Source organism: Lactobacillus juensis (assembly GCF_036246285.1).
Taxonomy (GTDB): Bacteria; Bacillota; Bacilli; order Lactobacillales; family Lactobacillaceae; genus Lactobacillus; species Lactobacillus juensis.
Genome location: NZ_BTTS01000001.1, coordinates 1 through 24,773, shown reverse-complemented (window position 1 = coordinate 24,773; position 24,773 = coordinate 1). Strand labels below are relative to the sequence as shown.

Sequence of the window (24,773 nt, the reverse complement as noted above, 5' to 3'; positions counted from 1 at the left end):
AAATCACTCATTTCATTATGTTTTACTCATATTATTAATAAATTTGCCATTTATGTCAAATAGTATCATCATATATTTTAAAGGAGCATTTAAAAAGATTTTTATTTAGTGTAAAATAGCAAGTGCTTCTGTATAATTTTATTATGGAAAAAAATATAGAAAGAGTTAGAAAGTGAATATGAACAAGCAAAAAATTGCCGATTTAGCTCAAAAAGCTATTGCTACTTTTAATTTACCCAGTTTAGGAATTGGTGTTTATCGTAAAGGAGAAAGCTACAGCCACGTTTTTGGTCAAGCTGAACAGGATAATCTTTATCCTTTAGCATCAATTTCCAAAACATTTTTTGCTACTGCTGTTTGTCAATTAGCTGATGCAGGTAAAATAAATTTAGATGATCCTTTAAAAAAATACTGGCCTGAACTTAAACTTGAAGATAAGTATGCCGAAGACCATTTAACATGGCGGGATGCTCTTAGTCATCAAAGTGGCTTACCAGCTCACGATCTGATGCGCTTTACTAATATGAATAAGCATGACCTTTCTTTAAAAGAAAAAGCAGAGCACGTGGGGTATTTAAAACCCAACCATGAACTGCGTTATAAAATGCAATACAGTAACCTAGTTTTTGCATTAGCCACTTATGCTTTTGAACAAGCAATTGGTGCAGAGTATGGTACTTATGAACGCCAACACTTACTAGAACCACTTAACTTAAAAAACACTTATATTAACCACCATGAAGCACCAAGAGAGAAAATAGTTAAGCCTTATATCAGGGACAATGAAGTCACTAAAGAAGTTCCCTTTATTGCACCAGGTAAAGTTGGCGGAGCCAGCAGTATGCTCGCAAGTATTTCGGATTTGCTCACTTGGGCCAAATACCAGTTAAAATTGCAAAAAGAAAACCAAGGCAATGCCATGGCTGAACACTTTTTGCCTCAATCTATCATGCCTCCAAGTCGTGCATACGGTGGCGCTAATTTTGGCGCTTATGGTTTAGGCATGATGATGGAAGACTACCGCGGACATAAATACTTCTACCACAGTGGTTCATACATTGGCTACTGCTCTTTCATGGGCTTTGTTCCAGATCTTGATTTAGCATTCGTTTCAACCACAAACATGGATTCAACAGATGCAATATTCGCTTTAGCCTACCAGACCATTGATGAAGCTATGGGCATTTCAGATACTGATTGGACAAGTAAAATCAAACAGATTGTTGATCAAAAAGCAGCAACACGAGAAGCAAAAATTGCTGAACTTAAAGGAAATTCACCCCAAAATGTTGCGGCTAAGGATAACCTTTTGGGTGATTACCAAAACCCAGGTTACGGCTTGATTACGCTAAATGAAAAAGATGGTAATTTAACAGTTACAATTGGCAAATGGGATTACCCAGTTATTGTTAATGAACAAGGTAAAATGTTTGTGGAAGAAAGATTATATCAGCATGAGCTTTTACCAATTGAAATTCATCAAAATCAAGTTTTGCTTTGGACAGAGCGTGCACTTAAAGAAGCAACTACCTTTACAAAGTTATAATAAAAAACTTAGCTTTTATGATTAAAGCTAAGCTCAAAATAATATTTATAAAACCGGCTTTAATTAAGCTGGTTTTTATTTGATGTGTGAATTAATCCAAGGAACGACTTTACTAATAACTTCATTAAGTTTGGTAAAATCACCAGTTTCAACATTGTAAGTATGGTTCGCATTTTCAACGGTAAACGAATCTACGTTATCCATGTGACAGTTTTTAATAAAATTCAAACTGATATTTGGATCCAAAGTAGGATCGCTGGTACATACTTCAACTAAAATCGGATTTTTAAAGTTTTTAATGTTGTCATTCAAAGTTGTCTGCAACTCATCAAAGAATCTGCGGTAAACCAGTTCAACACCGCCGCTACTAGTATGAACAATGCAGTAACCTAAATTAGCCATTTCAAATTTATCATAGGTCATTTCAAGAGGCTCAGATGTATTAATAGCGCCATTTAAAGAAACTATAATCTTTGCAGGTAAGGTCGAACAAGTAAACGCTAAACGTCCACCAAGGCTATGACCTAAAAGTCCAACATTATTTTCTTCAACATATGGTAAAGACTGCAAATATTTAAAACTCGCTTTAACCTCATCAGTCATTACTTTCATGCCATAATTTTCTCTTGAATAAAGGTTTTCACCCATGCTGCATAAGTCAATTCTTGCCGTAACGATTCCGGCTTCTACAATTTTTTTGCTAATTCTGGCTAACATATGATTATCATTGTTCTTAGAAGACATGAAGCCATGAATCATTAAAACGGCCGGAAATTTGCCACGTTCATCTGGAAGATCAATTTGCATTGGCACCTCATGATCAACACATTTTAAAAATTTTATTTCTTCGCGCAATTTTAATATCACCTCAAAAATATATTATTATTCATCCGTTACAAGATACATTATACTGTTAACTTTACGTTTGTACACCAATACAATATATTGAGTGTTGAATTGTATATAAAAAGTCTACAACTTTTTATGTAACAATTTAGTTTTTAGCTAGATTTTATCTGCTCGCCAAGGATCTATACCCTCATATAATTTTATCTTTTTCCACCAAATACAGGAAAATGACTAGAAGACCCATAATTAAAACTATTAATTTCTTCCAAATTAGCCATGTCAACATCACTTATTTCAAAGTTCAATTCTGCATTTTGCTTCATGTGTTTTGGATTGACTGACTTTGGTAAAACCACTGTATTAAGCTGCCAATCATAGCGAATACATAACTGGGCAACTGAAACGTGATATTTTTTTGCCATACTCTTAATAGTGGTATTCGTTAAAGCCTCACCATGAGCAACTGGCGAAAATGACTCCACTACAATGTCATGTTCTTGACAAAAATCAATCAACTTTTTTGGTGTTGCACCAATATGACACAAAATTTGATTTACCATTGGTTTAACATCACTATTGTCAATTAAATTCTGCAAATCTTCCGGCTGAAAACTGGAAACGCCAATTGCGCGTAATTTCCCTTCTCTCATAGCATCTTCTAAAGCGCGCCAAGTTTCAAGATTGCCTTCAAAATGGCGATCGTCTGACTGGTTAACTTCATTCCAGGGTTGAGGATTATGAATAATCATCATGTCTAAATAATCCAAATCCATGCGAGCAAGGGTTTCATCAATAGATTTTTTAGCTTTTTGATAGTCTTTAATTTCGGCCTCTACTTTTGAGTTAACAAAAATCTGGTCACGGCTAATACCAGAATCTTTGATGCCCTGACCCACTCCTCTTTCGTTATGGTAGGCTTGAGCAGTATCAAGATGCCGATATCCCATCTTTAAGGCGGTTGCGACTGGTGAAGCCACTTCGGTATCTGGAATTTTCCAGGTTCCTAATGCTAGTTTAGGGATTTTTACCCCATTATTAAGTGTAAATGTTTCTTCAAAAATCATGTTTATCCCTCCATACTTCTTTTCTTGAGTATAACGCTTAAATTGGACTTTAAGTCAATTTATTTCATTTAGATTTTTATGATCTTTTTGTTTACAATTAAATGTACATATATCAAAGAAGGTAAAAATATGAAATATATTTATCTAATGCGTCACGGACAAACTTTGTTTAATGTCCAACATAAGATCCAGGGATTTTGTGATTCACCTTTAACTTCATTAGGAATTAAACAAGCAAAAGCAACGAAAAAAGAATATTTTGAACATGAGAAAATCAATCTAGAAGAGGCGCATTGTTCAACTTCTGAAAGGGCAATAGATACTTTAAAAATAGTGACCGATCTACCTTTTGAAACGCATAAAGATTTACGTGAGTGGAATTTCGGCGCATACGAAGGAGAAGGTGAACACTTAAATCCGCCACTACCTTATAACGACTTTTTTGTTCAATTTGGTGGCGAATCTCAAAAACAGGTAGTCGCAAGAATCAATAAAGCGATTACAGATATTGCAGAAGCTTCCTCTCATAAACAAATTTTAATCGTTTCCCATGGTGGTGCTATAGCTAATTTTTATAGGAAATGGGAAAAATATAATACGTTTAAACGCAAAGATCACATTAAAAATTGTGCAGTCTTAAAGTACGAATATGACGATGGCATTTTTCATTTGCAGTCAATATTTAATCCTAGCTGCTAAAACAAAAAGGGAGATCAGCCTAAAAAGTTGATCTCCCTTTTACATAATTTTCAATTTATTCTAAATTCAATGAACTCTTGTCAAAACCAGCTGACTTAATCTTGTCATCAATTGATGGGGTACCAAGCCAAGTGATCATTTCCTTCATTGAAGCTGTAATTGCTTCTGTACCCGGAAGAAGAAGCTTACGAGGATCGTAACCCTTGTTGTCCTTGTCTTCATCCTTGTGGGCTTCAAAGTACTTACGAGTAGCAGCTTGGAAAGCTAATTGGAATTCAGTGTTAATGTTAACTTTAGAAATTCCAAGAGAAATAGCCTTCTTAACTTGGTCTTCAGGAATACCTGAACCACCGTGTAATACCAATGGAACAGAAACTGCATCAGCAATTTCCTTCAAACGATCAAAGTTTAAGCCTTTCCAGCCTTCTGGGTAAACACCATGGATATTACCAATACCACAAGCAAGTTTGTCAACACCTGCGGCTACGAAAGTCTTTGCATCTTCGACAGATGCAAGTTCACCGCCGTCAGCGCCTTGATTTTCACCAATTTTACCGATTTCGGCCTCAACTGAAATACCGCGTTCATGGGCTAACTTAACAATTTCCTTAGTTTGAGCTAAGTTCTCTTCAGTTGGTAAAGCATGTCCATCAAACATAACTGATGAATAACCAAGAGCAATACATTCTTTAGCAGCTTCAAAGCTACCATGATCTAAGTTCAATACAACTGGAACAGAGATATCCATTGCATCAATTTCGTCTTCAACTAAGTCCTTGGCAACTTTATAGCCACCCATATACTTAGCCGCACCCATTGACACCTGAATTAAAACTGGGGTTCTTGTTTCCTCAGCTGCTTGCAAAATTGCACGTGTCCATTCCAAGTTGTTAGTGTTATAAGCACCTACTGCATAATGGTTTTTACGAGCATCTCTAAAGATTTGATTACCATTATCTAAATATGCCATTAAATATACCTCCTATTAAACTTACAGTCATATTGTATCGTATTAATTAAACATTGAACAATCTTTTATTTGATGTAAACGTTATTATTTAAAATTTTTACATTTCTTTAGGAGCATTGACACCCAAAAGTCGCAAACCCTCGGTTAAAACGATTGAAGTTGCTTGGACTAGTGCTAACCGAGAGCCTATTTGATCATCTTCAACTAAAACTTTGACATTAGCATAATATTTATTAAACTTCTTTGCTAAATCAAGAGCATACTTTGCAATAACAGATGGTTCGAATTTAGCACTACTGCGTGCAATAATCCGTGGGAAATCTGCTAAAGACTTGGCAACGCCAAAGGACCAATCATCATCAATATTTATATCTGTTAATTGCGGTTCGTGACCTTGAGCAGCAGCCTTGCGCAAAACACTTTGAGCCCGTGCATTTGTATACTGCACATATGGACCAGTGTCACCTTCAAAACGGACAACTTCATCCAGGTCAAAGTCAAAGTTTTCGGTTCTTTCATTCTTTAAATCATGAAAAATAACTGCACCAACACCAACGTCATGAGCAACTTGATCTTTATTGGCCAAATCAGGATTCTTCTCTTCAATTTGTTTTTGTGCTAGTTTAACGGCATCTTGTAAAACTTGATCAAGAAAAACCACATTGCCTTTTCTAGTAGATAGCTTTTTACCATTTTGAGTAATCAAGCCAAAAGGAACATGGTAAATCTCGTCAGCCCAATCATAACCCATTTTTTTCAAAACAGTTTTTAATTCCACAAAGTGCTGAGCCTGCTCATTACCAACTACGTAAAGCATTTTGACAAAATGATAAGTCTTCATACGATAAATCGCAGCTGCCAGATCACGTGTCAAGTAGATGCTAGTACCATCTGATTTAACAATCAAAGCTGGATTTTCATCTTCACCCATGTCAACCACTTGTGCACCACGAGACTCATGCAAAAGTCCTTTTTCTTTCAGCTCATCAATTACGGGTTGCATTTTATCGTTAAAGAAAGCCTCACCTTTATACGAATCAAAAGTGACACCCAATTCTTTGTAAATACGGTTGAAATCAGCCAAGGAAACATCCCGGAACCATTGCCATAATTTAACTGCTTCTGGATCACCCTCTTCTAATTTCTTAAACCACGCGCGACCTTCATCTTCAAGCTCAGGGTGCTTTTCAGCTTCTTTATGGAACTTGACGTAATATTTAAATAAATTCATGATCGGGTCTTTTTTAACGTCTTCTTCCACACCCCAGTGCTTGTAGGCCGCTATTAATTTACCAAATTGTGTGCCGTAATCACCTAAATAGTTGATTTTAATTGGTGTGTAACCAACTTTTTGCAGGGTCTTGGCAATTGAATTGCCAATTACTGTTGACCTTAAGTGCCCCATCGACATTGGTTTTGCAATGTTGGGGCTAGACATATCAATAGGAACATTCCCCTCTCCCAATTTTTGGTCACCATAATGTTCTTTTTGTTGCAAGATTTCTGCGAGAGTTTGTGAAATCAACTTGCTATGATTAATAGAAAAATTAACGTAGGGTCCAACAGCTTTAATTAAAGCAAAATCGCTGCTTTTTAGTTTGTCTGCAATATTTTGCGCAATAACTACAGGATTTTGATGCAGCACTTTTGCCAATGCAAAGGCTGGAAAAGCATAGTCACCCATTTTTTCATTTTTTGGTCTTTCAATTAATGAATTGATTTGATCTTTGGGAAGGTCAACCTGACTAGCGATTAAGTCAACTACCTTATCTTTAAAATCCATTTTTCCTCCTAAATGCCAAAAAAAGTCTCTTCCTCATTATTTGAAGAAGAGACGAGTTATAACCCGCGGTACCACTCTATTTGATACAAAGTATCCGCTTATTAAATTTGCTAAATTTTTAGTTAGACACGCTTTCATCCATTTCTTCAGCCTGACTTACACCAACTCAAGCTCGCTTTTTTGAAAAAATGTTTACTACTTCTAACCACTTTCATCAAATGATTATAACAGGAAATGAAAGCTGAGCCAAATTTTTTAGTTATTTTTGATAATTACTTTGGTACCTACTGGAATATTTTCAGCCAACCAGCGTGAATCAGGTACGCTTAATCTGATACAGCCATGAGAGGCAGGCTTGACGCCTAGCTTTTCAGCCTCTTTAATATTGTATTTGCCATTACCTTTCGTAGGAACAGAATGGAAAAGATAAACATTTTCTTGATCCCAGCTAGTCCAGTTATTAGCACCTTCATTTAATTCAGGATTATAAAAAGAGTCACCACGACCATTTTTAATTTTATAATTTCCTGTTGGTGTCAATGACTTGCCTTTTTTAAACAAACCAGCACTTGCCAGCATGGTGTACACTCGTTTATTACCCCGCAAGATGTAAACTCTATTACCCTTGAGGGAGACTCTAATTGTTAAGTCATTTTCGAGATGCTTAATTTTAGGATAAGGCATTGTCTCACTTGGCTTTTTCCAATTAAAAGGAGCGCGCAAATCTTTTGGATCTCGATATGGGCGGTATGAAGCAGCTGTTTTAATAACAGCTGTTTTTCTAGCATCTTTAGTTTTATTCACTTCTTTTTGCTGAGAAGGCATAGAAACCCGCGCTAAACTGATTGCACAAATTAATAAAACACAAAAAGCAGTAAGGGTTTTTAACAAACTATTTTTCATAAAATTATTCTTCTCCCAAAAGATTTAAACTCGACTAAAAATTATCAACTGGCAAATTCTTTCATCAGCTGTGGTAGCAAAGCGCTAATTTTTGTCGGTCGCACCACATAATTATTTTCAGCAATTTTATCACCTGCCAAAGAATGAATAAAAACCGCAGCCAGAACAGAATCTAAATTATCACCAAATTGAGCTGTAAAGCCGCCAATAATACCTGCTAATGTATCTCCCATGCCACCCGTGGCCATGCCAGGATTGCCTAGAGGATTCACAAAAATCTGATCGGCACTAGTATAAATATGAGTGTGATTTGATTTTAAAACCAAAATAGCATTTTGTGTAGGGAAAATCTTTTTTAAAGCATCTAAATTCGCACTGTCAGTCTGAAATGGGATTCTAATCTGACTCAAACGCTGCCACTCCATTTGATGCGGAGTTAAAATAACTAAACTGGCATGTTTGGGAATCAAATTTTTATCTTGACCCATCATGTCCAAAGCACTTGCATCTAATATTAAGATTTGATTGTGAGAAACATTTTGACTAACTGTTGCTAACAATTGCTGAGCAACAGTGCCAGTCCCTAAACCTGGTCCACATACAATAACATCCATCTTTTTCATTAAATCTACCAAATTCCGGTCACGCCAGTCAATAAACATGATCTCAGGATTACGAGCATGCAGTGCATCAAGGTTCACTGCATGGGTAGCCACTGAAATAAGTCCAGCACCACTATTAAGTGCAGCCTCGGCTGCCATGATAATTGCACCACCGTAGTTTTCACTGCCACCTATTAATAAGACCCTGCCGTAATTGCCCTTATGGGAGTCACTTGGTCTTTTTTTAATTACTTTTCTCAAAATATCTTCTGTAATTACCGCCATATTAGCCTCCAAATAGCCAGCGCCAAAACCTTACAAAAATGTTTACTCTATTAGTTGATTCTAAAGCCTGGGCGGTCAACAATAGGCCATTAGGACTTTGCAATGAAATAATTTTATTTTTACCAGTCTTAAAGTAATAAGAGTTAATTTTTTGCCCTTTTTCTACAGGAGCTTCAACAGTTTCAGCTGTTAAACCCACCTGAAATTTAGAACTATTTCGTGGTATCCAAATTAAACTTTTATTTTTGATGCCAATATTTATCTGCCTTGCTTGTCCATTATGAACTGCCATATTAGTGTGACCAATAATTACTTCATTACGCTGAAAAACTAAGGGCTCGTATTTTTGATAAACATAATTGAGCAGTTTAGCTGTTTGAATAAAACGGGCAGGATCAGTGTTAGTAACATGTTTTGCTCCCATGATTACAGTGATGATTCTTCCACCACGGTGAGGAGCTGTTGCAATAAAACAAGCACCTGCAGCGTCAGTAGTTCCTGTTTTCAAACCATCGATTTTTAGATTTTTATGATATTGCGGCATCCCTTTTAGCATCCAGTTAAAATTGCTCATTGGTGTTGCCATATTTTGATCAATAAAGTCCATTTTAGCAATTTTGGTCGTCTTAAGTACATCAGGATAATCCTGTATTAATTTCTGACCTACAATAGCCATATCCTTGGCAGACAACATGTTCTCATCATTTCTACCTGCCCCAGGATAAGCATCTTTACCTACGCTTTTATTAGGCAAACCACAAGTCGTATAAATACGAGCATCTTTGATGCCCCATTTTTGCAACTGCTGTCTCATTTGCTTAACGAACGCAACCTGAGAACCACTAATTGCTTCTGCTAACATCATTGCGGCTCCGTTAGCAGATTCAATTAAAGTTGCTTGATACAATTGTCTAATCGTATACGTGTGCTTCATACGCAAGGGAACGTTTGAATACTCTCTGTTACTGGCAACGGCAAAAATTTGCCGGGTAGGCGTAACCTTAGTGTTCCAATTGATTTTTTCCTGATCAATTGCCTTCAGGGTTAAATATGCGGTTACCAGCTTTGTCATTGAAGCTATGGGCAATGGCTGATTAATATTTTTGCCATACAATAATTGGCCAGTCTCACTATCAATTGCTATTGCTGCTTTAGCATCGATAGCTACTTTATCTTGATCAAAATTATCAGGCAATTTTGAAGCAGCATTCACATCAACTGGAAGTGCCAGTAATAAAAAGCTGATAAAAAATAGAATGATGGTTTTTGCTTTCTTTTTCAAGTATGATTCTCCCTTCCCTGATATTTTTTGGATTATTTTACGTTTTATGCTTACATTTTACCAAATTTTTGGTATGATTATTACTGTGCTAAAAATAATAAGCCCCGATGGCGGAATTGGCAGACGCGCAGCGTTCAGGTCGCTGTTTAGGTAACTAAGTGAAAGTTCGAATCTTTTTCGGGGCATCATATTAAGATAGTAAGAGCTAGTCCATTAAGGATCTAGCTCTTTTGCTTTTTCCTAAATATTTATTTAATTCCTCTTGTTCAATTATTTTACGATTTTTGTTTTCTATTTTTCCTTATTACTAGTGTATTATGCAAAACTTACTAATTGACACTGGCAGTGATTTCTTGGCAGCAACAGCTAATTTAATTAAGAATTAGTAAAAATTAACAGCTTATATTAATATTAAAATAGTATCAATGGTATTTTTTAGAAATTTGTTAAATGCCTTAATAATATGCAAGTGATTTACAAAAATCTTAGATCTAACTACATATTATTTTTAAAAATATGTTTTCAGTTGTACTTAAATGATTTTTTTGTATTAAAATTATAGTAAAAGGAGGTATTGTCATGCAAAAACGTTTAACAAAATCGGAGGATAAGATTGTCTCCGGTGTCTTTGGCGGAGTCGCAGAATATTTTGGCTGGGATAAAGCATGGACCAGAATTGGCGGCGGAGCCTTAATATTGTTTTCATTCTTTACAGGTATACTTTTATATATTATTGCTGCAATTGTTATGCCTGAAAAGGATCACGGTAATGACACTCCTGACGGTGAATTTCATAAGTACTAGATTTTAAAAATATAAATTTATTTGCGTTGTTCAAAATTCAAGTTTAATTTGTTACATATTTGTGCCTGAATTAAACTTGAATTTTTTATGCAATTTGACCTTTTTCGAATTAAATAATATGATTTATACAATAATTTACTTAAAGAAAGGTTAATATATTATGAGCTTAGACGTTAATATACTCCCATCGGATTACATTGACTTATCTATTGGGGATTTTCGTTCTGGAATAAACAAAAGAATAATTGACAGACTGGTGAAACGGGTTGAAAAAGAAGGCAATGGATACACTCCGGGTATGGGCCTGCCAAAACTTAGAAAAGAAATTATTTCGTATTACAAAGAGAATTACGGTATAAAAGATATTGATGTAGATAACATCCAAATCACAGTGTCATGCTTACATGGTGCATTTTTATCCTTAAAGTCAATCATCAAATCTCAAAGTGATGAAATTATAGTCATTGCCCCCTTTTTCCCTTCGTATTTAAATTTAATTGCAGGAGTGGGAGCAAAGCCAGTGATAGTGAAATCAGAGGCTCCCGATTTTGCACTACCAAAAGACCAAATCAAAAACGCAGTAAACCAAAACACTAAGGCTATTATCATTAACTATCCTAATAACCCTACAGGCGCAAGTTTATCAGAATCAGACCGTAACTTCTTGAATAAACTATGTGAGGAAAACAACATTTTTCTAGTTGATGATCATGTTTATAGCGACTATCCGAGCACCTACAAATATCAACCAGTCTCAACTGACATTTCTCATCAAATATTAGTCAGCAGTTTTTCCAAGACTTTTGCTATCCCAGGAATACGTCTAGGCTATGTGATTGCACCTGCCGATATTATTGAGCGTGACGGTTATTATAATGAGGGAATCACTTTTAGTGCCCCAACTATTAGTCAATTCATTGGTGAAATAATTTTAGAAGAACCAGATCAATATACCCGTCATATTGAAGAGATTGGAAAAAGAGGTAAAAAACTAACTAATTTGCTTTCTACAAGTAAGTATTTTGCTTCCTCTAAGTATCTGGGAGGCCTGTATATCTTTATTAAAATTCCCGATGAAATCAAAGATGTTGATTTATACTATAAGCTATTAGAAGACCACTTTCATGTAATTGTCGCCAAAGGTAGTGATTTGGAATACTCAGACAGATACTTTAGAATTTCCCTATCTACCGAAAAAGATGCTTTATTTGAAGGTATGCAGAAGATTATTGACTGTGTAGACTATACTTTGAATTATAAATAATTGCATGCCTAAAATTCAAGCCAATAAAATAAATATTATATTTAGGTTTAAATTAATAAACTCTTTGCTTACTGAGTTTTAATTCCGTTAGCGAAGAGTTTTTTATTTAACTTTTAAGTTCATTAATAAAATTGTTCTAAATGTATTTTGCCCAAAGAAAAAACTTGATACCGTTTTTACTACGGTACCAAGTTTTAGTATTAGCTTTTTGCTTATGCATGAATATGCAATTTTTCTAAGATAGGAATAATTTTATCGCCCAGTATCTTTTGTGCCAGGTCAGATTTAATTGCTGCAAAACCGTAGAACAAACAGCCTATAACAACAGCAACAATAACGATTACTAGCGACTGCAAACTACTTGCAGGATTCAAGAACAATTCAAGTCCTTTTTCTACTGCCAAAACAATTAAAAACATGGTTACAGAAAACGCAGTAATTCCGATAAAACGTCTTCTTGTTCGATCTTGGTTGAAATTATAGCCAACTTTAAGGTGTTTTAAGGCCATAAAGATAATAACGAACATCCCTAAATTAGTAGCAATCAGGGGCCCAAAAACCTTAAACAAATAGATCATTGGATATTGCATCAAAATTTTAATAATTAGTCCTAATACTAAATATTTAATTGCAAGACCATTTTCTGATAGGCCTTGTAAAATCGCCATCAATACAGTGAATAAACCTAAACTAATTGCTGTAAATGATGAAAGGTATAAAACATTTGAACCTAATTTATCGTAACCATAAAAAATGGTATAAACTGGTGTAGAAATTGCTGCCATACCAAAGGAGGCAGGAATCATGACAAATAGAAATAGATCTAAAGTATTGCCTATTTGATCAGAAATACCTTTAAAGTCGTGCTTCGTGTGGGCTGCTGATAATAAAGGAATTGCTGTCACTGCCATCGCGCTGGCAAGAGAAACAATAATCATAATCAGTTTGTTAGCATTAAGAGCAAAAAGTGCATACCAAGTCTCAATTGTATTATTAGAGGCATTAATTAAATTAGCAATCATAGGATGAAAGGTATATTGATCCACCAGATAAAAAAGCTGGATACCAGCATCAATAATAATAAACGGAACTGCTTGAGCAATAATTTCTGCAAAAAGTGCAGATGTTGAAACTTGTATTTCATTATTAGAATTTTCAACTAATTCATTAAGCTTGTTACGCCTTGAAAATAAGAACCAGGCTAGAATACCTATACCAAAAACTGCTCCGATGGCTGCAGCTAAATTTGACTGCACAACAGCATCAACAAAGTTACCGTGTTGCACCTGCATAATTACATAAGCAGTTAACAACATCCAGATAACTCGCGCCAACTGTTCCACAAACTGAGACATGGCCGATGGCATCATATCCTCATAGCCCTGAAAATATCCTCTCATGATGCTTAACACAGGAATAATCAAGATAGCATAGGACAGACTACGCATCACTTTTACCTGCCTGGGATCAATCTGTGAGCCGTTAGAAGCCAAAAAAGGCGAAGCAAAGTACATAATTGTCGCAGAAATTATGCCCAAAATTACCATCAAAATCAGACCACGATGAAAAAGTTTACGTCCTACACCATACTCATTAAGCGCATTATATTTTGCCACCTGTTTCGCAACGGCACCAGGAATACCTGCTGTAGATATTAAAATAAAAATACTATAGATATTATAACTTCTAGCAGTTAATGCATTGGCAATATTGCCGTAAGGTGACATCCAATAAAACCATGGAATAATATAGAGTGCTCCTAAAATACGTGACGTAATAGAGCCAAAAGTCATCCATGCACTGCCCTTAATGAAGGTATTTTGTGTATTTTTTTCAGATAAATTATTTTCTCTCATTAATATTCCCTAAATCTAGTTTACTAACTATATTATTGTGAATGAAAAAAGGCAATTAACAACAAATATACTTTGCACTTTAGGAAAAATTAACTTTATTTAGCTACAATATTGACAATTTTATTCGGTACAACAATGACCTTTTTTACATCTTTGCCTTGCAAAAACTTCTGTACGTGTGGCAGAGCCAGTGCCTGCTTTTGAACTTCATCTTTATCCAAATCAACAGCAGCTGTGAAATTCCCACGCAATTTGCCATTAACTTGTACCATAATTTCAACAGTCGACTCAACTAATTTAGCTGGGTCATAGGCTGGCCATTTTGCAAACGTCACAGATTCATCATGACCAAATATTTGCCAAATTTCTTCCATCATATGAGGAGCAATTGGAGCCAAGAGGGTAATGAAACCTTCTGCATATTTTCTTGGAATAGTTTTAGCTTTTTGTGCGGCATTAACAAAGACCATTAATTGAGAAATTGCGGTATTAAAGTGTAAATCATCAAAATCTTCAGTTACTTTTTTAACAGTTTCATTATAAATTTTATCTAAAGTACCGTCGTTCTCCTCTACGATGTTTTCTTGAGGAATAGCTTTGAGATCCAGATCGTTAACAAATAAGCGCCAAACTCTGTCTAAAAACTTCTTGGTTGAAGCAGGGCCATTATCATCCCAGTCAATAGAAGCATCAAGAGGTCCCATGAACATTTCGTACATTCTTAGACTGTCTGCACCATATTCATCGATCACGTCATCTGGGTTAACCACATTACCCTTCGACTTGGACATTTTATCATGATCTTTCAGGATTAATCCCTGATTGAATAATCTTTGGAACGGCTCTTCATTTGGAACAACGCCTAAGTCATACAGAACCATATTCCAAAATCTAGCATAAAGCAGATGCCGCACAGCATGTTCTGCGCCACCAATATAAAGATCAACTGGCATCCATTTCTTTAGCATTTCATAATCGGCTAATTTATTATCATTGTGCGGGTCAACAAAGCGCAGGAAGTACCATGAAGAACCTGCCCAGTTAGGCATAGTATTAGTTTCACGTTTACCCTTACGGCCGTTTTTATCAACTACATTAACCCAGTCTTTCAAGTTTACTAAAGGACTTTCAGGTGTGCCTGACGGCTTAATATCAGTTGCGTGTGGTAAAACCAGTGGCAATTCATCTTCAGGAACTAAAGTAGTTTCTCCATCTTCCCAGTGAATTACTGGAATTGGCTCCCCCCAATAGCGCTGCCGACTAAATTCCCAATCACGTAACTTGTAATTAACTTTTTTCTCTCCAGCATGATGCTCAGTGAGCCAGGCAACAATTTTCTCTTTAGCATCTGCAATATTGAGTCCATTTAAAAACTCTGATTCAATATGTGGACCATCACCTGTATATGCCTCTTTTGAGATGTCTCCACCCTTTATTACAGCCTTAATTGGTAAATTGAATTTCTGAGCGAACTCATAATCACGAGTGTCATGAGCTGGAACAGCCATTACGGCACCAGTACCATAACTGCCAAGAACGTAATCGGCAATCCAAATAGGAATTTCTTGGTTGTTTACAGGGTTAATGGCATAGGCACCTGTAAAGACTCCAGTTTTAGTTTTATTTAAATCTGTCCTTTCAAGGTCGGACTTAGATTCAATTTGCTTAATATAGGCGTTAACTTCATCTTTATGACCGTCAGTCATTATTTTCTGAACTAATTTATTTTCAGGCGCTAAAACAGCATAGGTAGCACCAAATAAAGTGTCTGGCCGTGTACTAAAGACGTCAAAAGTCTCATTGGAATTCTTAACCTTAAAAGTAATTTGTGCACCTACTGAACGACCAATCCAGTTCCGCTGCATTTCCTTAATGTTTTCTGGCCAATCAAGATTGTCCAAGCCTGCAAGAAGACGATCAGCATATTTGGTAATTCTCAACATCCATTGTTTCATGTTACGGCGATATATTGGGTAGCCGCCACGTTCAGTCTTACCGTCAACAATATCTTCATTGGCAACAACTGTACCTAAATCAGGTGACCAGTTAACCGGTGCTTCCGCCTCATAGGCCAAACCATTTTTATACATTTGCTCAAAAGTCCATTGCGTCCATTTGTAATATTTTGGATCACAAGTGGCAAGTTCCCTGTTCCAATCATAGGAGAAACCCAAAGTATTGAGCTGCCGTTTAAAATTAGCAATATTTTCAGTAGTAACAACAGCGGGGTCTTGTCCAGTTTGAAGAGCATATTGCTCGGTTGGCAGACCAAAAGCATCCCAGCCCATTGGATGAAGCACATTATAGCCTTGACTACGTTTCATTCGTGCAACAATATCGGTTGCTGTGTATCCTTCTGGGTGTCCCACATGCAGTCCTTTACCAGATGGAAAAGGAAACATATCTAAAACATAATAATTTTTCTTTTTCGGGTCATTACCGGTTTTAAATGTTTGATTTTTTTCCCAGTAATCCTGCCATTTCTTTTCAACAACTTTGTGATTGTACATATTTTTACCTCATAAAAAAAGTCCTATGAAATTTTTTTCATAGGACGAATAATCGCGGTACCACCTAAGTTCCGCACCAAAGATGCGACACCTCTTGCCCCTTAACGCGGATAGCAAACGTTAGATTTGTTCCAGGCTCAGTTCACAATCTATTTTTCAAGTCTTGCACCTTCCGACTCTTCTCTATAGAAAAACAAAATTGCTACTAGTTCCTGATCTTTATTTTTTGACCAATAATGATTATAATTTACCACAATGAATAAAAAAAACAAGGGGAGAAAGTTTTTGAACAAAACAATTCAAACAAAAAGAGACACCATAGTACCTGCTACAATCTTCTTGATTACTTATGCAGCGTGGGCAATTTTGGTTGCTTCCGAAAATCAGTTTATCCAAAAATTTGATCAAACTGTCATAAATATTATTTGCAACAACAATCCTGCCGCAATCAAATTTGCAACTACATTTACCAATTTAGGTAATACTAACGTGATTATGATTGAAACGATCATCTTGGTAATTGTTTTGGCATTTTGCAAAAAATTTGCTTATGCATTTTTTACTGCTGGAACAATGATTGCGGCTAATGGTTACAACTGGATCATCAAACACGCAATAGCTCGTCACAGACCGCTTACCCAACACCTTGTGGCCGCTCACGGCTACAGTTTTCCATCAGGACATTCCGTTGGCAGTGCCACATTATTTGGAATTTTAATTGTTTTAACAATTTTATTAATTAAAAATAAAGCCATAAAAACTGTATTGTGCATCATTTGGGCCTGCTTTCCAATATTAATTGGTTATACAAGGATTTTCAACCATGTTCACTACCCCTCTGACGTAGTTGGCGGGTTTTTAGAAGGAATTGCATTTCTTTTAATTGGCTATTCCTTCCTTTACCATTATTATTTAGAAAATCAAAGAGCACAAAGTACTATTTATTAAGTAAAAAAGAGTTCTTATCAATTAGTGATAATTCGAACTCTTTTTTGCTACCTCAATTTAGAATTTAGCTCAGTCAATTGCTAAGCGATCAATGACCTCTTGATATCCGGGGTACTGTTTTAATAAGTCTGCTTTTTTAAGCATCTCAAAGTCATGATAATCAAATCCTGGTGAAACAACACAACTTACTAAACAAAAACTGTTTGGTTTAGTAACTTCAGATGCAAAAATGGTGTGTTTGGGAACTTTAAACTGCATACATTCTCCAGCTGAAACATTTTTGCCTAACTTAACAGCTGAATATTTACCATCTGGAGAAATACAATGAATAGTAATCGCTTCTCCATCGTGGTAATACCACATTTCATCATGGTTCAGTCGGTGAAAATGAGAACAACTCGTATCATCAAGCAAAAAGTATATTGAAGTGTAATAAAATCGATTCCCATTGCTGTCTTCATCATAAAACTGTTCATCACTAGTATAAACTTGCCTGAACCAGCCACCTTCTTGATGAGGTTCAAGATTTAAATTTTTGATATAGTCGTCTCTTTGCATTTTTTCTCCTTAATAAATGTCGAATAATTAAATTCCTTTATTATAAATTTAGCTCACTTTGTCTTTATTGTCAGCTTGTCAGCTAAAATTTTTTATACGTAAACAATCTCTATTGAAACTAATATTGTACATTCTTTATATTGGTATGAAACTATTATTCAAAATTAGTAGTGAAGGAAGTCTAAAACTTAAAAAGTGGTATGGTGCCAAAATTCAAGGAACATATCATCTTTTTGTTTATTTAAATTTTAGACTAAATAAATTTGCCTCATTTTGCTCTTAAAATCACTCGGTAAATTCAGTCCATTAATCAGGTAATTATCAAAATCCCCATAATTTTGCCTAATGGCAGAAAAATACCGTTCTAAATATGACTTTTGAACCGTTAAAGCTACAGCAACATCTTTTAATTGTGAACTTGTTAATTGGTCTCTTAGGTAGTCCAAAATTTCCTGATTTTCCTGCTTGCGCGCTTCAATAGTTTTTAGATAATCCGTTAAGATTTGATCATTACTTACTCCCAGGCTTTTCAAAATTAAAGCTGCTGCCACTCCTGTGCGATCTTTGCCTGCAAAACAATGAAATGCTGTCGGAACCGGATCATCTACGATAGTCATTAAAAATTGATGGTAGCCATTTTGAGCAGATTTCTGTAATGCTAATTCTTCATAGGTGGTAAGCATATCTTCTTCAGCCTGATTATTACCAGAAACAATTTCATCAACACTGGCTTGATTAACCTGAGCATCTTTTAAAACATCAATTACAACGTAATCTAATCCGGACCATAAATAATCCGGAAATTGTTTTCTTTCTTCCTCGCCCCTAAAATCAAAAACTCTCTTAATTTGATATTTATCTTGTACTTGTTCTTTTTGATAAGGAGTCAAGTTATACAATTGCCCACAGCGAAAAAGTAAACCGTCTTTTACTTTTCTTTCTGCAAATCCAGTGTAACCACCTAAGGAACGCCAATTAGTAATTTCCCTTGCCATTTTTCTACTCCAGTTATTTATTAAGTTTAATATTGCTTATTATAATTTTTAAGGCAAAATATTTCTACTAATGAAAAATTTTTAAAATAAAAAACCTGCTGGCAAATAAACCGGCAGGTCTGTTATAAATTTAAATATTAATTAGTATTCTCTTTGCTTTTATAAATACAGTTAAAAATAACAGATATTATTATAGCAACAAGCGAAACGAAGTAAACGCCTTTTAAAGCACTAAAAAGTACTTGTCTCAATTGTGGAATTAAGTTCGCAGATAGTTCTTGGGCTTTAGCTGATGAAACTATTTTGTTCATCATGCCTTGTGTCAAATTCGGATGTTTTGCAAGTTGATGTGCCACGACAGTATTAAAAGTAATACCAAAAATGGAAACCATCATAGTTTGACCTAAATACCTCATTAGAGTGTTAAAGGAAGTGGCAACACCAATATTTTCTTTAGAAACTAAAACCTGTGACCTGACTTGCGAAGCGGTTAGAACTCCACCAAAGGAAAAGCCATTAAGAGTTGCTATGACACAAAAGACCCAAAACGGAGTATGAATAGGAACAAGCAATAACATGCAGTCAGCAATCAGCAGGATTGTAAGCAATCCAAAGAAGGTTTTTCTTACACCCCAGCGACTCAACATGCCACCGATCAAAAATGAACCCACAACCCACATAACAGAGCTTGGAGTTACGGCAAAACCTGCAATAGTAGCAGAAGTACCATTAATCCCCTGCATCCAGGTTGGAATATAAAATTCAAAGCCAATAACTACTCCGGCAACAAGCAGGGTAATCATATTAACAGCCAAGAACTCTTTGCCCTTGAGCATTGACAGTGGCATAATCGGATCATCCGCGCGCTTTTCTTCATGATAAAAGATAATTGCGCTGACTATGATTAGTACAATTAAAGCAATAAGCATAAAAGGATTAAGAGTACCTAAATCTTGTAGTGTAAACATTAAGGTTAAAAGCAAAACAACTAACCAAAATGTTCCTTTAACATCAAGCTTTGTCTTTTGCTTATTCTTTGGTTCATTTAAGAAAAAGACAACTAATAAAAGTGCAATGATACCAATTGGCACATTAATGTAGAAAACCCAATGCCAAGAAAGATTTTGTACGATAAAGCCACCGAGTAATGGAGCAATGACTGAAGCTACGCCCCAAAAACCAGAATTTAGACCCAGCATTTTTGTTCTTTTTTCCAGACTGTATAAATCTGCAATTATGGTCATAGCCACCGGTTGAACGGCTCCAGAACCCAGACCCTGAATAACACGGAATAAAATTAATTCAACCATATTCTGAGCCTGACCGCAAAGAGCAGATCCAATCACAAAAAGAGCTATTCCAAATAGAAAAATTGGTTTACGCCCAAAGCTGTCAGCTAATTTGCCATATAAAGGAGTTGATACAGCAGTCATAAACAAAAAAATGGAAACAACCCAATTCATAATTTCCAATCCGTTCAGATCAGAAACAATTGTCGGCATTGCAGTAGAAACGATTGTACCTTCGATGGCAGTCATAAATGTCGTCATAAAAATCGCAATCATCACTACTCGTACATTTGTCTTCTTCACAATTACAACTCCTTCATTAGCTGCTAAAATTATTTATTTTCATGAACAAAATTTAAAAGATCTTGAACTTTATCAGTTTTCTCCCATGGTAAATCAATATCTGTTCTGCCAAAGTGTCCGTAAGCTGCTGTTTGCTCATAAATTGGCCGCCTTAAATTAAGCATTTTAATTATTCCCGCGGGGCGCAAGTCAAAGACTTTACGTACTGCTTTTGTTAAGAGTTCGTCACTTGCTTTACCTGTTCCGGCAGTATCAACCATAACTGAAACTGGATGAGCAACACCAATTGCATAAGCTAATTGAACTTCACAGCGATCAGCCAAGCCTGCAGCAACAATATTTTTAGCCACATATCTGGCAGCATAACTGGCACTGCGGTCAACCTTTGTCGGATCCTTTCCAGAAAATGCACCACCACCGTGGCGAGCATAGCCACCGTAAGTATCAACAATAATTTTACGTCCAGTCAGTCCTGAATCACCCTTAGGTCCACCAATAACAAAGCGACCTGATGGGTTAATCAGAAACTTGGTCTTTTCATCAAGGTATTTAGCAGGTATTACCTTTTTAATTGCCAAATCTATCATAGCTTGGCGAATCTCTTCGTTTGAAACCTGATCATCGGTCTGTGTTGAAATAACAACGGTATCTACACGTGTTGGTTTTTGTTTTTCATCATATTCAACAGTCACTTCTGCCTTAGCATCGGGTCTAAGCCAAGTTAAAGTACCATCTTTGCGTAGCTTAGCAACCTGTCTCATCAAGCGATGAGCAAGCGAAATAGGCAGAGGCATTAATTCAGGCGTTTCATTGATTGCAAAACCAAACATTAAGCCTTGATCTCCCGCCCCGATTTGATCAAGCTGATCTTCGTCAGATTGATTTTCACGCGTTTCAAGAGAATGATCAACGCCTTGAGCAATATCAGGTGATTGTTCATCAATATCAATTAAGACAGCGCAATTATTGCCATCAAAGCCAAGTTCTGGTTTATCATAGCCAATTCTCAAAACTGTCTTGCGAACAATTCCTTGAATATCAACATAAGCACTAGTTGATATTTCACCAAAGACATAGACAATACCAGTATTGACGATGGTCTCACAAGCTACATGAGCTTGAGGGTCTTTGGCAATAATAGCATCCAAAATTGCATCAGAAATCTGATCAGCAATCTTGTCTGGATGACCTTCAGAAACAGATTCTGAAGTAAACAAACGTTTTTCCATATTAGTCCCCCTATAGACAATAGCTATTCGGTTACAAGGCATCTCCACTTAAGGATCCTCTCAGGACTTGAACCGATTTTTTAAAATTTTCGTTCTATGTTCTTATATATACATTGATAATAAAAAAAGCTACCGCATGTTCGGTAGCCATAGAACGATGGAGGATACAGGGCTCGAACCTGTGACCTCCTGCTTGTAAGGCAGATGCTCTCCCAGCTGAGCTAATCCTCCAAAGTGACCCGTACGGGATTTGAACCCATGTTACCGCCGTGAAAGGGCGATGTCTTAACCACTTGACCAACGGGTCATTATTCTGAATCAAAGCACATTCAATAGTATACCTATTCTGAAAGAAAATGCAAGGATTCAATTTATTAAATCAATAAATAATGGCGGCGCGAACTTCCCTTCACACCACCATCATTATGGAGGATACAGGGCTCGAACCTGTGACCTCCTGCTTGTAAGGCAGATGCTCTCCCAGCTGAGCTAATCCTCCATTTTGTTGTCATCTCTCGACCACTCTTAATAATTTAGCATAAGTTTCTATTTATGTCTACATTTTTTTGAAATTTTTGCTTGATTAGTTCAATAATTAAAATTTTAATACCTATAAATATGTTATTTAAAAATGGTTTATTAGTTTGAACTTAATAACAACTATCTGTAATTTAATTTTTATTATTAAAGCAAGGCTTCACTTTATCCTAAAAAGATTTAATTCCTTTAGCTCACTATAAAACCAAATACGGTTTACTTAAATTATTTAATTTCATCCAAATCAGTTACTATATGTTTAGTCTACTCCGGCTCTGCACTTACTACATCTGAAATCCATATATCTTGAGGATTATCACCTGCAGCCATAAAGATCAGTTCCGGCTGGTCATCATCTTCATTCTCGATTTCTTCAACAAAAATAGTTTTCTTACTCCCATCTTTAAGTGTAAATGTAACATTTCTTGCACGAAAATTGGCAATTATTTCTGGTAAAGTCATTTTGTGCGGATCCATGATTAACCTCCATATTGATTTTATATAATTTTAGTTCTATTTTCTTTTGAAATCTGTCAAACAAGCAAGAAAGTGCAACTTAAAATTGCAATTTTCGTTTTTAAAAATTCACAGAATAACGTTATTTCTGAATAGACTCAATATGAAATAGCTCCTCCCAAAAGAGACTTTCCATGAAATATTTAGTTAAATTTGCGATAGAATTTTTTATACAGTTTATGCAAAAAATACAATATTTTAATCTGCATCTATATTCTTTCTTGTTAGCTTATTTTATAGATAGAAAATTTTTTTCTTTTTATAAAATAAAATTTCCAGCCTATGTCACAAAATGTATGCCGTTTATTTGGACGGAACAAGTATATAGTGTTTAGGCAAAAGCTAAATCTGTTAATATGTGATACTTTTTTACCTTTTGAAAAAGTAGGAATTAAAGGACATGAAATTAAGCAATAATAAAAATCAACAAGCCTTTTTATAAAAAATTGGTTTTAAGTTTTGCAATCTCAATGCTCTCTAATTTATCTAATCGAAAAGCTGCTACCAGGTTTTTAAATGAAAAAATATTCCTATTATTTTCTTGTAATAAAATACCAATTTTACTCAATATTCACAGAAGAATTGAAATCTGTATTCTTTTAATAGCAATATTAAATTTGCTACTCATTTTTTATCAATAATTCTGCTTTTTTAATAATCTTTTTCAAATCGTTGAGCCAGATATCTTTTTTCGTCTCATCGTATGCTTCTGTAAATTCAGGAATTACGTCATTTAAATCGTCTTCCATACTAGGATTATCTATTGCTAGTTGATCTGTTTCATCTGCAAAATAATCTTGAATGGTAAATGTATATATATAAAGATCTTTAGATTTAAATGCTCTCTTTAAAACATTAATTGCTTCTTTCTCACTAGCCTTCAATTTTACTCCGCTTCCTTCCTACTTCGTGTTGCATAATCATAGTTATTATTTTTCTTGAAGGTAAATTGTAAAATGAAGTTGAACACTTGCGCTGATTAGAAAATGAAAAAAGTCCATTGGACTTCTCTGATAGAATGTAATTACCAACCTAATTCTAGAAAGAAGTCTCCAATGAACTCGCTTAATTCTTCCATATCTAGTCACCAAAAGGGCCAACATCTTGCTTTGCAAGACCGCGTAATTATCCAAGTTTTACGCAGCCAAGGCCAGTCCCTGCGTCAAATTGCCCGTGCCCTCAACTGTTCGCCCACCAGGGTCAAGTACGAGCTTGAACGCGGCCAAATTTCTTTGTATCACGGCAAACGGTACCGCTACGATGCCCAGGCAGCGCAAAGACGCTACCAGATAAGGCGCTTAAACTGCGACCGTAAACAAGCTTTTCTAGCTAAAACCCGCTTCATTAAGTACGTTGAAACGCACTTCTTCAAGCAAGGCTGCTCGCTTGATGCCTGTGCAGGTCGAGCCTTAGCCAGCGGCGCAAATTCGGCCACTGGGAGTTCGACTTAGTTTTAGGACATAAAACCAAAAACAGTTCAAATGCTAATGGGACATGAAGATATTAAGATGACTTTAGACATTTATACTCATCTAAATGATCAAAATAAAATTGATGTCACTAATTCAATTAGGGAATTAAATATTTAGCTTTTTATTTTTTATACTTTTATGCCGTGCGAAAGCATAATAAAAGCTTGTAACAATTGATATTACAAGCTTCTTATTACTATTAGCGGAGTGTGAGAGATTTGAACTCTCGATACAGGATTAACCCATATACATGATTTCCAATCATGCTCCTTAAGCCACTCGGACAACACTCCAGTTTAAACTCCGGCTGTCAGACTCGAACTGACGACATCTTGATTAACAGTCAAGCGCTCTACCAACTGAGCTAAGCCGGAATACTAAAAAGCACGGCAGCGTCCTACCCTCGCAGGCAGTCTCCCACCAACTACTCTCGGCGTGAAGAAGCTTAACTGCTGTGTTCGGCATGGTTACAGGTGTTTCCTTCTTGCTCTTGCCACCGTACTTTTTCT

General features: G+C 35.8%; 21 protein-coding genes, 6 tRNA genes, 1 rRNA gene, 1 pseudogene, 1 riboswitch and 1 other annotated feature. Of the genes and pseudogenes, 8 read left to right on the top strand and 21 right to left on the bottom strand.

Features of this window, described 5'->3' with window-relative positions; translation table 11 throughout:
- The first annotated feature begins 178 nt into the window (after nt 1-178).
- The gene (locus AAA926_RS00145) at nt 179-1,546 is read left to right on the top strand and encodes a serine hydrolase domain-containing protein (RefSeq protein ID WP_338211643.1); all 1,368 of its coding nucleotides are present in this window, start codon (nt 179-181) and stop codon (nt 1,544-1,546) included.
- A gap of 75 nt (nt 1,547-1,621) precedes the next feature.
- Here AAA926_RS00145 and AAA926_RS00140 read toward each other — a convergent pair whose 3' ends face one another.
- Nucleotides 1,622-2,353, bottom strand: coding sequence for an alpha/beta hydrolase family protein (locus AAA926_RS00140; RefSeq protein WP_198178785.1), 732 nt, complete (start codon nt 2,351-2,353; stop codon nt 1,622-1,624).
- A gap of 242 nt (nt 2,354-2,595) precedes the next feature.
- Nucleotides 2,596-3,459 (bottom strand): aldo/keto reductase, encoded by an 864-nt coding sequence (locus AAA926_RS00135; RefSeq protein WP_198178784.1) that lies wholly within the window; start codon nt 3,457-3,459, stop codon nt 2,596-2,598.
- Between the two features lie 129 nt (nt 3,460-3,588).
- Between AAA926_RS00135 and AAA926_RS00130 the strand changes: the two genes are divergently transcribed.
- Nucleotides 3,589-4,158, top strand: coding sequence for a histidine phosphatase family protein (locus AAA926_RS00130; protein WP_198178783.1), 570 nt, complete (start codon nt 3,589-3,591; stop codon nt 4,156-4,158).
- Nucleotides 4,159-4,213: 55 nt separating this feature from the next.
- Here the strand turns inward: AAA926_RS00130 and fba are convergent, their stop codons facing one another.
- The 5 genes from fba to AAA926_RS00105 all read right to left on the bottom strand — a co-directional run bounded on the left by fba (nt 4,214) and on the right by AAA926_RS00105 (nt 9,983).
- The gene (gene fba / locus AAA926_RS00125) at nt 4,214-5,128 is read right to left on the bottom strand and encodes a class II fructose-1,6-bisphosphate aldolase (protein ID WP_198178782.1); all 915 of its coding nucleotides are present in this window, start codon (nt 5,126-5,128) and stop codon (nt 4,214-4,216) included.
- Between the two features lie 97 nt (nt 5,129-5,225).
- Nucleotides 5,226-6,911, bottom strand: coding sequence for an arginine--tRNA ligase (argS, locus tag AAA926_RS00120; RefSeq protein ID WP_198178781.1), 1,686 nt, complete (start codon nt 6,909-6,911; stop codon nt 5,226-5,228).
- A gap of 255 nt (nt 6,912-7,166) precedes the next feature.
- Nucleotides 7,167-7,814 (bottom strand): L,D-transpeptidase, encoded by a 648-nt coding sequence (locus AAA926_RS00115; RefSeq protein WP_198178780.1) that lies wholly within the window; start codon nt 7,812-7,814, stop codon nt 7,167-7,169.
- A gap of 44 nt (nt 7,815-7,858) precedes the next feature.
- On the bottom strand, nt 7,859-8,701 hold the full coding sequence (locus AAA926_RS00110; protein WP_198178778.1) for an NAD(P)H-hydrate dehydratase: 843 nt from the start codon (nt 8,699-8,701) through the stop codon (nt 7,859-7,861).
- A gap of 1 nt (nt 8,702) precedes the next feature.
- Nucleotides 8,703-9,983 carry a serine hydrolase gene (locus tag AAA926_RS00105; protein ID WP_198178776.1) on the bottom strand — a complete coding sequence of 427 codons (1,281 nt, stop codon included), beginning with the start codon at nt 9,981-9,983 and terminating at the stop codon, nt 8,703-8,705.
- 101 nt (nt 9,984-10,084) lie between these two features.
- Here AAA926_RS00105 and AAA926_RS00100 point away from each other — a divergent pair.
- The 3 genes from AAA926_RS00100 to AAA926_RS00090 all read left to right on the top strand — a co-directional run bounded on the left by AAA926_RS00100 (nt 10,085) and on the right by AAA926_RS00090 (nt 12,051).
- Nucleotides 10,085-10,168: transfer RNA gene (locus AAA926_RS00100), tRNA-Leu, on the top strand.
- Between the two features lie 394 nt (nt 10,169-10,562).
- Nucleotides 10,563-10,787: a PspC domain-containing protein gene (locus AAA926_RS00095; protein WP_198178774.1), complete on the top strand. Its 225-nt coding sequence runs from the start codon at nt 10,563-10,565 to the stop codon at nt 10,785-10,787.
- Nucleotides 10,788-10,947: 160 nt separating this feature from the next.
- The gene (locus tag AAA926_RS00090) at nt 10,948-12,051 is read left to right on the top strand and encodes a pyridoxal phosphate-dependent aminotransferase (protein WP_338211641.1); all 1,104 of its coding nucleotides are present in this window, start codon (nt 10,948-10,950) and stop codon (nt 12,049-12,051) included.
- A 212-nt stretch (nt 12,052-12,263) separates the two neighbouring features.
- Here the strand turns inward: AAA926_RS00090 and AAA926_RS00085 are convergent, their stop codons facing one another.
- On the bottom strand, nt 12,264-13,907 hold the full coding sequence (locus tag AAA926_RS00085) for a putative polysaccharide biosynthesis protein (protein WP_198178769.1): 1,644 nt from the start codon (nt 13,905-13,907) through the stop codon (nt 12,264-12,266).
- 95 nt (nt 13,908-14,002) lie between these two features.
- Nucleotides 14,003-16,417 (bottom strand): leucine--tRNA ligase, encoded by a 2,415-nt coding sequence (gene leuS, locus AAA926_RS00080; protein WP_198178767.1) that lies wholly within the window; start codon nt 16,415-16,417, stop codon nt 14,003-14,005.
- 37 nt (nt 16,418-16,454) lie between these two features.
- Nucleotides 16,455-16,646, bottom strand: a binding site (T-box leader).
- Between the two features lie 26 nt (nt 16,647-16,672).
- Between leuS and AAA926_RS00075 the strand changes: the two genes are divergently transcribed.
- Nucleotides 16,673-17,365 (top strand): phosphatase PAP2 family protein, encoded by a 693-nt coding sequence (locus tag AAA926_RS00075; protein WP_198178765.1) that lies wholly within the window; start codon nt 16,673-16,675, stop codon nt 17,363-17,365.
- Nucleotides 17,366-17,434: 69 nt separating this feature from the next.
- On the opposite strand, the gene AAA926_RS00070 is transcribed toward AAA926_RS00075, so the two are convergent.
- The 9 genes from AAA926_RS00070 to AAA926_RS00030 form a co-directional block, all read right to left on the bottom strand.
- A complete protein-coding gene (locus AAA926_RS00070; RefSeq protein WP_198178763.1) occupies nt 17,435-17,923 on the bottom strand; it encodes a cupin domain-containing protein in 489 nt (162 codons plus the stop codon).
- A 248-nt stretch (nt 17,924-18,171) separates the two neighbouring features.
- Nucleotides 18,172-18,918, bottom strand: a complete 747-nt coding sequence (locus AAA926_RS00065; protein ID WP_338211640.1) for a tyrosine-protein phosphatase — start codon at nt 18,916-18,918, stop codon at nt 18,172-18,174.
- A 137-nt stretch (nt 18,919-19,055) separates the two neighbouring features.
- A complete protein-coding gene (locus tag AAA926_RS00060) occupies nt 19,056-20,510 on the bottom strand; it encodes an MFS transporter (RefSeq protein WP_198178758.1) in 1,455 nt (484 codons plus the stop codon).
- A 29-nt stretch (nt 20,511-20,539) separates the two neighbouring features.
- On the bottom strand, nt 20,540-21,739 hold the full coding sequence (gene metK / locus AAA926_RS00055) for a methionine adenosyltransferase (protein ID WP_198178756.1): 1,200 nt from the start codon (nt 21,737-21,739) through the stop codon (nt 20,540-20,542).
- Nucleotides 21,737-21,817, bottom strand: a riboswitch (SMK box riboswitch). (Overlaps the previous gene by 3 nt.)
- A gap of 80 nt (nt 21,818-21,897) precedes the next feature.
- Nucleotides 21,898-21,970: transfer RNA gene (locus AAA926_RS00050), tRNA-Val, on the bottom strand.
- Between the two features lie 4 nt (nt 21,971-21,974).
- Nucleotides 21,975-22,046, bottom strand: a tRNA-Glu gene (locus AAA926_RS00045).
- A 119-nt stretch (nt 22,047-22,165) separates the two neighbouring features.
- A tRNA-Val gene (locus AAA926_RS00040) sits at nt 22,166-22,238 on the bottom strand.
- Nucleotides 22,239-22,540: 302 nt separating this feature from the next.
- Nucleotides 22,541-22,753 carry a hypothetical protein gene (locus AAA926_RS00035; protein WP_198178754.1) on the bottom strand — a complete coding sequence of 71 codons (213 nt, stop codon included), beginning with the start codon at nt 22,751-22,753 and terminating at the stop codon, nt 22,541-22,543.
- Nucleotides 22,754-23,412: 659 nt separating this feature from the next.
- The gene (locus AAA926_RS00030) at nt 23,413-23,676 is read right to left on the bottom strand and encodes a hypothetical protein (protein ID WP_232347674.1); all 264 of its coding nucleotides are present in this window, start codon (nt 23,674-23,676) and stop codon (nt 23,413-23,415) included.
- A 171-nt stretch (nt 23,677-23,847) separates the two neighbouring features.
- On the opposite strand from AAA926_RS00030, the gene AAA926_RS00025 reads away from it, so the two are divergent.
- Together AAA926_RS00025 and AAA926_RS00020 are read left to right on the top strand one after the other, a co-directional pair.
- Nucleotides 23,848-24,243, top strand: a complete 396-nt coding sequence (locus AAA926_RS00025; protein WP_338211638.1) for a helix-turn-helix domain-containing protein — start codon at nt 23,848-23,850, stop codon at nt 24,241-24,243.
- A gap of 6 nt (nt 24,244-24,249) precedes the next feature.
- Nucleotides 24,250-24,381 (top strand): annotated as a pseudogene (locus AAA926_RS00020) (site-specific integrase); the annotation flags it as partial.
- A gap of 86 nt (nt 24,382-24,467) precedes the next feature.
- Here AAA926_RS00020 and AAA926_RS00015 read toward each other — a convergent pair.
- The 3 genes from AAA926_RS00015 to rrf all read right to left on the bottom strand — a co-directional run bounded on the left by AAA926_RS00015 (nt 24,468) and on the right by rrf (nt 24,765).
- Nucleotides 24,468-24,557: transfer RNA gene (locus AAA926_RS00015), tRNA-Ser, on the bottom strand.
- A gap of 8 nt (nt 24,558-24,565) precedes the next feature.
- A tRNA-Asn gene (locus tag AAA926_RS00010) sits at nt 24,566-24,638 on the bottom strand.
- Between the two features lie 10 nt (nt 24,639-24,648).
- Nucleotides 24,649-24,765 (bottom strand): 5S ribosomal RNA (gene rrf, locus AAA926_RS00005).
- Nucleotides 24,766-24,773 lie beyond the last annotated feature (8 nt).